At 67.2% G+C, this 10382-nt stretch carries 11 protein-coding genes; 2 read left to right on the forward strand and 9 right to left on the reverse strand.

What is annotated here, in order from left to right:
* Positions 1–52 precede the first annotated feature (52 nt).
* The 3 genes from fhuE to AC5P7R_RS20555 all read right to left on the reverse strand — a co-directional run bounded on the left by fhuE (position 53) and on the right by AC5P7R_RS20555 (position 3514).
* Entirely contained in the window at positions 53–2218 is a 2166-nt protein-coding gene (fhuE, locus tag AC5P7R_RS20545) for a ferric-rhodotorulic acid/ferric-coprogen receptor FhuE (RefSeq protein ID WP_021204651.1), read from the reverse strand.
* A gap of 184 nt (positions 2219–2402) precedes the next feature.
* Positions 2403–2954 (reverse strand): M23 family metallopeptidase, encoded by a 552-nt coding sequence (locus tag AC5P7R_RS20550; RefSeq protein ID WP_021204650.1) that lies wholly within the window; start codon positions 2952–2954, stop codon positions 2403–2405.
* Positions 2955–3031: 77 nt separating this feature from the next.
* On the reverse strand, positions 3032–3514 hold the full coding sequence (locus AC5P7R_RS20555) for an Lrp/AsnC family transcriptional regulator (RefSeq protein ID WP_021204649.1): 483 nt from the start codon (positions 3512–3514) through the stop codon (positions 3032–3034).
* A gap of 72 nt (positions 3515–3586) precedes the next feature.
* On the opposite strand from AC5P7R_RS20555, the gene AC5P7R_RS20560 reads away from it, so the two are divergent.
* Complete coding sequence (locus tag AC5P7R_RS20560) at positions 3587–4456, forward strand: EamA family transporter (RefSeq protein WP_031270844.1); 870 nt, start codon at positions 3587–3589, stop codon at positions 4454–4456.
* 111 nt (positions 4457–4567) lie between these two features.
* Here the strand turns inward: AC5P7R_RS20560 and AC5P7R_RS20565 are convergent, their stop codons facing one another.
* The 4 genes from AC5P7R_RS20565 to AC5P7R_RS20580 all read right to left on the reverse strand — a co-directional run bounded on the left by AC5P7R_RS20565 (position 4568) and on the right by AC5P7R_RS20580 (position 7853).
* A complete protein-coding gene (locus AC5P7R_RS20565; RefSeq protein WP_021202520.1) occupies positions 4568–5305 on the reverse strand; it encodes an endonuclease/exonuclease/phosphatase family protein in 738 nt (245 codons plus the stop codon).
* Positions 5306–5358: 53 nt separating this feature from the next.
* On the reverse strand, positions 5359–6189 hold the full coding sequence (locus tag AC5P7R_RS20570) for a thiol:disulfide interchange protein DsbA/DsbL (protein WP_111102090.1): 831 nt from the start codon (positions 6187–6189) through the stop codon (positions 5359–5361).
* A 107-nt stretch (positions 6190–6296) separates the two neighbouring features.
* Positions 6297–6947 carry a thiol:disulfide interchange protein DsbA/DsbL gene (locus AC5P7R_RS20575; protein ID WP_019660639.1) on the reverse strand — a complete coding sequence of 217 codons (651 nt, stop codon included), beginning with the start codon at positions 6945–6947 and terminating at the stop codon, positions 6297–6299.
* Between the two features lie 105 nt (positions 6948–7052).
* Positions 7053–7853, reverse strand: coding sequence for a c-type cytochrome (locus AC5P7R_RS20580; protein WP_019660638.1), 801 nt, complete (start codon positions 7851–7853; stop codon positions 7053–7055).
* Between the two features lie 156 nt (positions 7854–8009).
* Between AC5P7R_RS20580 and yihA the strand changes: the two genes are divergently transcribed.
* Positions 8010–8612 carry a ribosome biogenesis GTP-binding protein YihA/YsxC gene (gene yihA, locus AC5P7R_RS20585; protein WP_014038472.1) on the forward strand — a complete coding sequence of 201 codons (603 nt, stop codon included), beginning with the start codon at positions 8010–8012 and terminating at the stop codon, positions 8610–8612.
* A gap of 98 nt (positions 8613–8710) precedes the next feature.
* On the opposite strand, the gene AC5P7R_RS20590 is transcribed toward yihA, so the two are convergent.
* Positions 8711–9685 carry an MBL fold metallo-hydrolase gene (locus AC5P7R_RS20590; protein ID WP_478436035.1) on the reverse strand — a complete coding sequence of 325 codons (975 nt, stop codon included), beginning with the start codon at positions 9683–9685 and terminating at the stop codon, positions 8711–8713.
* A 261-nt stretch (positions 9686–9946) separates the two neighbouring features.
* On the reverse strand, positions 9947–10382 hold a 436-nt coding region (locus AC5P7R_RS20595), incomplete at its 5' end, for an IS3 family transposase (protein ID WP_495214161.1).

The raw sequence follows: 10382 nt of genomic DNA on the forward strand, positions 1-10382 counted from the left end.
CCGAGCATGGGCTCGGCTCTACAGGTGCGGCGCGGTCGTACCCCGCGTCTGATCAGAACGCCCAGGTGAACGTCAGCGAGCCGTTGCGGCCATCGCCGTAGGCACCGTAGCCGTTGATCTGCGACAGGTACTTCTTGTCCAGCAGGTTGTTGAGGTTGGCCTGCACGCTGAACTCCGACGAGATGCGGTAGCGCACGAAGGCGCTGACCAGTGCGTAGCCGCTCTGCTCGATGCGGCCGTAGGCCGGCACCGGGTAGTAGATGCGGTTCTGCCAGTTGGCACCGCCACCGACGGTCAGTGCCTGCAGCGACTGCGGGGTGTAGCTGGTGAACAGCTTCAGTGCGGTCTGCGGCAGGTTGGTGTTGATGTCGGCGTCGTTGATGTCCTTGGCCACGTAGCGCGACGCACCGAAGGTCGCATTCCAGCCCGGGGCGAGTTCGCCGTTCACCTCGAACTCGAAGCCGCGGCTGACGGTGCCGCGTGCAGCGCGATAGGCGAACTCGTTCTGGCTGCCCAGCACCGGCTCACCGGTGGCCTGGCCGACGTTGTCCTGTTCGATGCGGAACACGGCCAGCGAGGCGTTCAGGCGGTTGTCGAACCACGCCCCCTTGACGCCCACTTCGTAGCTCTTGCCATCGACCGGATCGAGGTAGCTGCCGTTGCGGTCCTTCAGCGTCTGCGGCTGGAAGATTTCGGTGTAGCTGGCGTAGGTCGAGTACGTCCCGTTGATGTCGAAGACCAGGCCAGCGTACGGCGTGGTCACCTTGTGCGCGCGGTCGGCGCCTTCACCCTCGCTCTTCCAGTCGGTGTAGCGTGCGCCAATGATCAGCTTCAGCGGATCGGCCAGCGACAGGCGCGCGGCCGCGTAACCGGCCTTCTGCGTGATGGTGCCCTCGCTGGCCAGGGCCAGCGGGTTCCAGTTCGGCTCACCGATCTTGCCCGTCCAGTTCAGATAGCTGGCGAACGGATCCCAGGTCTGGCCCGGGCCACCGACCTGGTAGTCGCCGTAGTTGGCGTACTCGCGCCTGTTGTAGCTGAGGCCGGCCATCAGCTGGTGCTCGCGGCCGAACAGCTGGAACGGGCCGTCAATGTAGCCATCAACGCCGGTGACCTTGCGCTCAGTGTTGTAGAAGCCTGCGGATGGCGAGATGCCCGCGCCGGTGGTCCTGTCGAAGTTCGATTCGCCCGTGGTCCAGTCGTTGTAGGCCGGGTAGAACAGTTTGTCGTCGGCCTTGGTCTCATCGTGCGTGGCGCCAACCTTGAACTTCCAGCCATTGCTGAAGGCGTGCTGCAGGGTGGCGAAGGCGCGCTTGCTGGTGGTGTCCCAGTAGGTCCAGTCCGGGCTGGCGTTGAACGATTCGTCGTAGCCGGTGCGCGAGCCATCCGAATACAGCATCGGGAAACCGCCCCAGGTCGCGCCGTTGGCGCGCTTCTGCTGGTAGTCGTAGCCCACGCTCAACTGGGTGTCCGGAGTCAGGTCGGCGTCGATGACGGCATAGCCCAGCGTCTTGCGCTGGTTGTAGCGGTCCATCTGGCCATCGGTGTCCAGGTAGCTGCCGATTACGCGGCCGCGCACCGTGCCACTGGCGTTGAGCGCGCTGCCTACGTCCACGGTGGTGCGGGTGCGGCCCCAGCTGCCGACGTTCACCGACACGCTGCCGGCCAGCTCGGCACTGTCGGCATGCTTGCGGATCAGGTTCACCGACGCGGACGGATTGCCGGCACCACTGAGCAGGCCGGTGGCGCCACGCACCACTTCCACGCGGTCGTACAGCGCAAGGTCCAGGCCGGAATCACCGTAGCTCCAGTTCTGCACCATCTGCGTGGGCAGGCCATCGAACTGGTAGGCGTCGATGTAGAACCCACGTGCGTAGAACTCGGTGCGCTCGCTGTCGGACTGGGTACTGGTCACGCCGGTGGTGTTGGCCAGCACGTCGATGATGTCGTCCAGGTTCTGATCTTCGATGCGCTGGTGGCTGATGATGCTGAGCGACTGCGGGATCTCGCGCGGTGCCAGGTCGAAGCGGGTACCGGCCGAGGTTCGGCGCACCGAATAGCCTTCGGCGCGTTCGCCCTTGACCACTACCTTGTCCAATGTGGTCGGGTCGGCGGCGGTGTCGGCGAAGGCGGCCGGGGCCGGGGCCAGGGCGCAGAGTGCAACGAGTACGGCAACGGACAGCCGCTGCGGCTGCGGGATACGGAAGGCGGAACGGGTCATGGGGGTCCTGGACGAGCACGCGCGCTCGGCCGGCATCCAGAAGGCGAGGCGCTACGGGGGGAAACGGGCGGGCAGGCCGTCCTGGCACCACCGGAAACGCAAGAAATGGTAATACGAACTATTCCTATTTACAAATCATGAACGAGGTAGGCACTCACGCGGGCCGCGACGCAGCGCATTGGGTTCAGCGCAGCAGCGGCAGCGGATCGCGCGCGCCATCGGCGCCGTAGATGCCCCAGTGCAGGTGGGGCGGCGTGCCCTTGGCATTGCCGCTGTCGCCTACATGCCCGAGCAGGTCGCCGGCCTGGACCACCTGGCCGCGCGCCAGGCCCTCGGCCCAGTCGTCCAGATGGGCGTAGTAGTAACGTTCACGCCCGGGCCCGATCACCCAGACCTGGCGGCCACCGAGGCCGCGCTCGCTGACGTCCGCGATGACGCCGGCAGTGACGCTGCGCACCGCGGTGCCGCGCTTGGCGAAGATGTCGATGCCGGCGTGGGAGCGGTCACGGCCACGTGGTGCGCCGAAGGTGTTGGCGATCTGGCGTGGCCGCACGCCGTCCACTGGCACCGGCAGTTGCGTGGCCGGCGGCATCCGCGCGAGTGTCCACAGCATCTTCGGTGCGGCGGCCCAAGGACTGTTCCACAACGCCATCATCGCAACGACGGCAATGGCCAGCCACAGGCCGCGCAGCAACCAGCGGCGCAGGCGGTGGGCGTGGGAGGGCGATGTGTTCATGGTCTCCGACTGTAGCGCCGAGCCATGCTCGGCGGCTGTTACTTTGCGGTCAAAGCGCAGTCGAGCATGGCTCAGCGCTACAGAACCGGGGCCAGCGGCACTTTGAAACTGCGCTTCAACGTTCCCAGTGCTACCGAGGTGCGGAAGCGCTCGATGTTGTCATCGCCGCCGAACAACCGCTCGGTGATCGCCTCGTACTCCTCCATCGACGCGGCCGACACCAGCAGCAGGAAATCGCCGTCGCCGGTGATCGAGTAGCACTGCTGCACCGCCGGGTCGTCCTGCACGCGGCGCTTGAACGGCGCCACGTGATCACGCTGCTCGCTGACCACGCGCACTTCGACGATGATGGTCAGCGGTCGCCCGACCTTGGCTGCGGCGACTACCGCCACGTTGGCCGAGATCACACCGCTGTCCTGCAGGCGTTTGATCCGGCGTTGCACGGCCGGGGTGGACAGGTGCACGGTCTCGGCGATCTCGCGCTGCGGCAGGGTGTTGTCCCGCTGCAGCAGGTCGAGGATGGCGCGGTCGAAGCTGTCGAGCACGGGGGCGGTGGCCATGGCGAGCAGAAGTTGCACGAACGGGCTGTCAATTGAGCCAAGTGCTCGGCGCTGGCGCAATAGACTTTGCGCATGCAGACCTCACGACTTGCGCCGATGTTGCCGGCGCTGGCGGTGCTCGGCTCGGTCACCTCGCTGGCCATCGGCACCTCCTACGCAAAACACCTGTTCCCGCTGATCGGCGCCCAGGGCACCAGCGCGCTGCGTGTGGGCTTCTCGGCCCTGTTGCTGCTGATGTTCTGGCGGCCATGGCGCTGGAAGACCAGCTGCGTGGATGCGATCACCATCCTGCGCTACGGGCTCACCCTGGGCCTGATGAACCTGCTGTTCTACATGGCCCTGCGCACGATTCCCTTCGGCATCGCGGTGGCCATCGAGTTCACCGGGCCGCTGACGGTGGCGATGCTGTCATCACGACGCCCGATCGATCTCCTCTGGGTAGGCTGCGCGGCGGTGGGGCTGCTGTTGCTCCTGCCGATCGGCGGTGGCCCCGCGCTGGACCCGGCCGGTGTGCTGTACGCGACGGGCGCTGCGGCCTGCTGGGGCCTGTACATCGTGTTCGGCAAGCGTGCCGGTCATCTGCATGCCGGGCACTCGGTCTCGCTGGGGCTGCTGGCGGCGTCTCTGGTGGTGGTACCGGTGGGCGTGGTGCATGCCGGTGCCGCGCTGCTCGACCCGAAGATCCTGGCGGCGGGCCTGCTGGTGGCACTGGTGTCCAGCGCGATCCCGATGTCGCTGGAAATGATGGCGCTCAAGCGCCTGCCGAAGGAGACCTTTGGCATCCTGATCAGCATGGAGCCGGCCGTGGCCGCGCTGTGGGCGATGCTGCTGCTGCACGAGCACCTGCATGGATTGCAGTGGCTGGCGATCGGTTGCACGGTGCTGGCCTCGGTGGGCAGCACGATGACCGCGCGGCGGTTGAAGGCACCCGTCACCGCCTGAAAAAAAGGGGACGGAGGGGATTAAGTCGTTTATGCCCCGATTTAGGGGGCGCCGGGCGGCGCCCGTCGCAGAGCGTGCGGACCAACGGTCCGCACCTACCGTAACGGCGAGTCAGCGCAGGGCGTCGGCCGGGACGTCGATCTGCATCGCCAGGGCGAGGTGATCGGAGAACGCGGCTGGTACGGCTTCCACGGTACGAGTCTGCAGGCCACTGCTGACCAGGATGTGGTCGATGGCGCGGTCGGGGCGCCAGCTGGGGAAGGTCGGCACGATGCAGCCGGGCGGCTGCAGCCGGGTCTTCTGGTACAGCACCTGCATTTCCGGGCGTTCTGCCAGGCAGTTGAAGTCGCCCATCAGCACCGCGTTGGGGTGGTCGGACAGCAGTTCGGCGATGAAGCCCAGCTGCGACATCCGCGATCCCGCACCCAATGACAGATGCGCCACCGCCACCGCCAGGCCGTCGGTACCGTCGCCGAACTTGGCCAGCAGCACGCCGCGCCCGCCGATGCGGCCGGGCAGGGCGTGATCCTGCACTTCAACCGGTTCCAGCTTGCTCAGCAGGCCATTGGCGCTGGATGCGACCCCGCCCATGCGCCGGTTCGGCTGGTGACTCCAGTAGTTGAAGCCGGCGCGTTGGGCCAGGTAGTGGGTCTGGTTGGTGAAGCCCGAACGCAGGCTGCCCGGGTCGGCCTCCTGCAGGCCGACGATGTCATGGTCGCGCGCCAGCGTGGCGATCGCGTCCAGGCTGCTGCGCTTGCGACCCGCCGGCAGCGCATGTGACCAACTGCGGGTCACATAGTCGCTGTAGCGGCGGGTACTTGAGCCGGCCTGGATGTTGGCCGTCAGCAAACGCAGGGTCCGTGTGCGGGGGGAATTCACGGCCGGGAACAACGTCCTTTGGATCAGTGAGCCTGGGCCGCACCGCGTTCGCGGGCGATCAGGTGGTCGGCAATGCGCAGCATGTCCGGGAAGCTCTTGCCCTTCACCAGGTACTTGCCGTTGACGATGATCGACGGGGTGCCGCTGATCTGGCTGCGCTGGGCGAACTGCTTGGCCGAGTTGGTCTTGGCATTCACCGCGAAGCTGCCCATGGTGGCCGCGAACTGCTTCGGATCGACGCCGTAGGCGGCGTAGAACTTGGCGATGTCTTCCACCGAGTCACGGCCGCGCTCGCCCTTCAGGGTCTTCTGCGAGTGGATGGCGGCGTACAGCGCTTCGTGGGTCTTTTCCTGCACGCCCAGGGTCTGCGCGGCGTAGAAGGCACGGGCGTAGTCATCCCAGGTGCCGCCGAACATGGCCGGCACGTAGACGAAGTTCACGTCGCTGGGCAGGCCGGCCTTCCACGGGCCGACCAGCGGCTGGAATGCGGCGCAGGCCGGGCAGACGTAGCCGAAGATCTCGGTCACTTCGATCTTGCCGGCAGCCGGCTGGAACGGCTGGCCGTTCGGGATCACCTGGTAATCGGCGCCTTCCACCGGGGCCGGGCCGGTCAGCGCGGCGGTGGTCGGGGCCGGCGCCGCGGCGGGGGTGGCTTCGGCCGGGGCCTTTTCGCCTTCGGCGGCCGCCGGAGCGGTGCCTTCGCGGCCCGCGGCCGGAGCGGCCGGTTCGGTGGCCGCCGGAGCTGCAGCCGGTTCGGCCGGCGCCGCGGTGGTGTTGGTGCTGCCGTCGTCGGCCTTGCAGGCCGCCAGGATCGGCAGCAGCGCTGCGAGGGCGAGGGCGTAACGGATCTTCATGGAAACGTCTCCAGCATCTGGAAAGGTGGGGGCCGGCGCCAGGCGCCAGCCAGGGGGAAATGATGACATGCGGCGGCGACAGCGCCGTGTCGATGGTGTGTGTTGGTTCAGCGGCCGCGGGCGGCGCGGGCCTGGGCGATCAGGGCCGAGGCGATGCGCAGCTGGTCGTCGAAGCTGTTGCCGCGCACCAGATACTGGCCATTGATGATCAGCGCCGGGGTACCCGGGATCCTGGTGCGCTGGGCGAACGCGCGGGCGGCATCGACCTTCTTCTGTACGGCATCGCCGCGCAGGGCCTGCAGATAACGGTCCGGGGTCACCCCGTAGGCCTTGTAGAAGGTGGCAAGCTCATCGGCCGAAACGTTCTGCATCGGCAGCGAGCCATCCTGGTGCAGGGCCTTGAAGACCGCCGCGTGGCTGCGCTTGGCCACGCCGACTTCGTCGGCGGCGTAGTAGGCCAGGGCCCATGCATCCCAGGCGCCACCGAAGGCGGCCGGGACCGGGGTGAAGCGCACGTCGGCCGGCAGCTTGGCCGCCCAGGCTTCCAGTTGCGGTTCAAAGTGGGCGCAATGCGGGCAGGTGTAGCCGAAGACCTCGACCACCTCGATCTTGCCGGCCAACGGCTGGAACGGGCCCGGCTGCGCGATGCGCTCGTAGTCTTTGCCCTCGACCAGCGGGGCATTGGCGGGGGTGGCGGCGCAGGCTGCCAGCGGCAGCAGTACCAGCACGGACAACAGCAGGCGGGAAATCAACCTCATCGACACGCATCTCCGTTGAAAAAAGCAACGCCGGCGCAGCCGCCGGCGTGAAGGAACATACCGCAGCCGTGGGCCGACGTGGCGGCCCGGGCCGACCAGTGGTGGTCAGGGGGCGGCAGCCGGTTGCGTCGGCGTGGCTGCAGCGGCCACGTCGTCGGCCTTGTTGTGCAGGCCCTGCAGGTAGCTCGACAGCGCCTGCACCTCCTGCTCGCTCAGCTTCTGCGCGACCGTGGCCATGATCTGGAAGTGTGCCTTGTCGGTCTCGTTGGTCTGGCCGGCCTGGTACTCCTGCAGGCGGCGCGCGACATAGCTGGCGTGCTGGCCACCGAGATGCGGATAGGCCGGGCCGGGATTGCCGGCACCGCTGGGGCCATGGCAGGCCATGCAGGCCGGCAGGCCGCGCTTGGCATCGCCGCCGCGGTACAGCTGCTGGCCGATCTCGTAGAACTTCATGCCCTTGTAGGGGCCCTCGGTGACCGCCGTGTCATCGGCGATGCCGGCGTTGGCTTTCTGCGTGGCGAAGTAGGCGCCGATATCACGCATGTCCTGCGGGGTGAGGTTCTGCACGAACGGCACCATCGCCACTGCTGCGCCGGAACTGCGCTGGCCATTGGCGATCAGCGCCATCTGCTGGGCCACGTAGCGTTCGCTCTGGCCGGCAATGGACGGATACATCTCCACCGTGGAATTGCCGTCGACGCCATGACAGGCCGCGCAGGCCGAGGCCTTGGCCTGGCCGGCCTTGGCATCGCCCCAGTGGGTCTTGCTGAAATCCACCTCCAGCGAGGCGGTATTGATCGGCCCGTTGTCGGGCAGCGGGGTCAACGTGGTCTGCGCGAACGCAGCAGCGGCAACGACTACAGCAGTGGCAAGGGCGGATACGGCAAGAACGCGAGCGTGGCGCATGCTGAAGCTCCGTATGGACCGGGCCGGGCGGCGGCCGCCGGCATCGCCCGGATTATCAACGCCGTTTCCGCGCACGGTCAACGCAGCAGTGCAGCAAAATGGCCGCAGCGGCCGCCGGCACGGGCGCGCGGCGCCGCAACATGCGATCCTAGGCACATGTCATTGCTCATCGAACGCGCCCGTTACCACCTTTCGGCCCACAACGTGCGGCAGCTGCCGCCTGACGAAGGCGCCGAAGTGGCCTTCGCCGGCCGCTCCAACGCCGGCAAGTCCAGTGCGCTCAACGCGCTGACCCGCCAGAACGCGCTGGCCCGCGTCTCCAAGACGCCCGGCCGCACCCAGCAGCTGGTGTTCTTCCAGGTCACCCCGGAAGCGCATCTGGTCGACCTGCCCGGTTACGGCTACGCCAAGGTGCCGCTGGACCTGCAGGCGCATTGGCAGGCCTTCATTGACCGGTATTTCCGCACCCGCGAAGCCCTGAAGGGCCTGGTGGTGGTGATGGACATCCGCCACCCCCTGAAGGACTACGACCGGCAGATGCTGTCCTATGCCGTGCAGCGTGGCCTGCCGGCGCACGCGTTGCTGACCAAGGCCGACAAGCTCAGCCGCAGCCAGCAGATGCAGTCCCTGCAGAAGGTGCGCAAGGAGCTGCAATCGGCTTACGGTGACAGCGTCAGCGTGCAGGTGTTCTCCGGCGAAGACCGTACCGGCGTGGACGAAGCCCGCGGCGTGATCGGCGGCTGGCTGGGGCTGGAGTAAGGCATCCCCTGCCTTCCTGTAGAGCCGAGCCTACGCTCGGCTGTGGAATCCCGGCACGCTGAGCGCGGTAGCCGAGCATGGGCTCGGCTCTACACGGGTCATTTCAACGGCGAATACTCCGCCGGCACCCACGCATAGGCCTTGCCCTCGCCACGCACATGGCCCAGGCCGGGGAACGGCAGGTGCGCACCGGCCACCCACCAACCATTGGCGGTGGCCTGCTGCAACAGCGCCCGCCGGCTGGCGATGGCCGCATTGCGGTCCGAATCCGCCTCAAATGCCGCTTCCGGATGCGCGAACTGCACCGCGTGGAAGTGCAGCACATCGCCCCATACCAGCAGCGACTGGCCCTGGCTGTCGAACCGGTAGGAGACATGGCCGGGGGTGTGGCCATGGGTGTCCATCGCCACCGCGCCGCCGGGCAGGGCATCGCCGGGGCTGAAGGTGCGCAGGTGGCCGCTGGCCTGATACGGCGCCACCGCGTTGCGTGCCAGCGGGAAGGCGAAGCGCACGCCCTTCGGCTCGGTGGCCTCGCTGGCGGGGTTGAGCCAGTAATCGGCATCGGCCTTGGACAGCCACACCGTGGCATTGGGATAGGCCGGCTTGCCCTGTGCATCGAGCACGCCACACAGGTGGTCCGGATGGGCGTGGGTCAGCAGCACCTCATCCACCTCGGTCGGGTCGACGCCGGAGGCGCGCAGATTGCCCAGCACCTGGCCCAGGCCGGGGCCAAAGCACTGCGCGGTGCCGGTATCGACCAGGGTCAGGTGGTTGCCTTGGCGGATCAGGAACGCGTTGATCGCTGTCTGCAGGCCCTTCTTGTCTTCGGGCACGTAGCGGCCTTCCAACAGGCGGCTGACCAGCGTCGGCGGCACGTCCACCACTTCCTGCCGACCCAGCGCGACCACGCCGTCGAACAGGGCGGTGACCTGCAAGGCGCCGACGCGCTGGTGGTAGACGCCGGGCACCTGCTGGGTGGGCGCGGGCGAGGTGGCTTCGGCCAGCGCCGCCAGTGGCAGGGCGGACAGGGCCAGCAGCAGGGCGGTGCGTAGGGGCAGTTGGCGCAGGGTCATGGTGGTTCTCGGTGGATGACGGGTGGTTCCGTTGGCCTAGCGTGCCGTGGCTGGCGTGTGCGCGGCGCTCAAACCACTGCGTGGAATGCTCAGGGGGGGGGCTGCAGGGCTGCGCCCTGCACCCGCAGAGGCAACGGCCGCAGCCGAAGCAACAGCAACAGCAACAGCAACAGCGGGCTATCCGTGGGATGGCGGGGTGGGGCCGGTTGCGGGAGACGCCGTAAACCCATCCTGAAGTGACCCCCGAGACTTGGACAGGGGTCAGGCGGCCGATTGGGCCTGTTGGGCCTGCTCCCGGTACTGTACCGGGCTCAGGCCCTTCAATTTCAATTTGATGCGCTCCTGGTTGTAGTACTGGATGTATTCCACCAGCCCAGCCTCCAGACTCTCGATGCTGTCAAAGCTGTTCAGGTAGAAGAACTCCGACTTCAGCGTCCCAAAGAAGCTCTCCATCGCCGCATTGTCCAGGCAGTTGCCACGCCGGGACATGCTTTGCTTCAACGAATGTTTTTCCAGCATGTTCCGGTAGTTTTCATGCTGGTACTGCCAGCCCTGGTCGGAGTGGATCATGGGGCGCTCATCCGGCGAAAGCTTCTTGATGGCCTCCTCCAGCATCTGACCTACCAGATCGAACACGGGCTGGCGCTTGATCTGATAAGCCACGATTTCGCCGTTGTAGAGGTCCATGATCGGCGAC

The organism is Stenotrophomonas sp. YJH_SMC_27, assembly GCF_059369815.1.

Coding starts and splice junctions, on each gene's coding strand:
- AC5P7R_RS20550 (WP_021204650.1), bottom strand. CDS start 2,954: ATGAACACATCGCCCTCCCACGCCCACCGCCTGCGCCGCTGGTTGCTG.
- yihA (WP_014038472.1), top strand. CDS start 8,010: ATGTCATTGCTCATCGAACGCGCCCGTTACCACCTTTCGGCCCACAAC.
- AC5P7R_RS20575 (WP_019660639.1), bottom strand. CDS start 6,947: ATGAGGTTGATTTCCCGCCTGCTGTTGTCCGTGCTGGTACTGCTGCCG.
- AC5P7R_RS20580 (WP_019660638.1), bottom strand. CDS start 7,853: ATGCGCCACGCTCGCGTTCTTGCCGTATCCGCCCTTGCCACTGCTGTA.
- AC5P7R_RS20555 (WP_021204649.1), bottom strand. CDS start 3,514: ATGGCCACCGCCCCCGTGCTCGACAGCTTCGACCGCGCCATCCTCGAC.
- fhuE (WP_021204651.1), bottom strand. CDS start 2,218: ATGACCCGTTCCGCCTTCCGTATCCCGCAGCCGCAGCGGCTGTCCGTT.
- AC5P7R_RS20560 (WP_031270844.1), top strand. CDS start 3,587: ATGCAGACCTCACGACTTGCGCCGATGTTGCCGGCGCTGGCGGTGCTC.
- AC5P7R_RS20570 (WP_111102090.1), bottom strand. CDS start 6,189: ATGAAGATCCGTTACGCCCTCGCCCTCGCAGCGCTGCTGCCGATCCTG.
- AC5P7R_RS20590 (WP_478436035.1), bottom strand. CDS start 9,685: ATGACCCTGCGCCAACTGCCCCTACGCACCGCCCTGCTGCTGGCCCTG.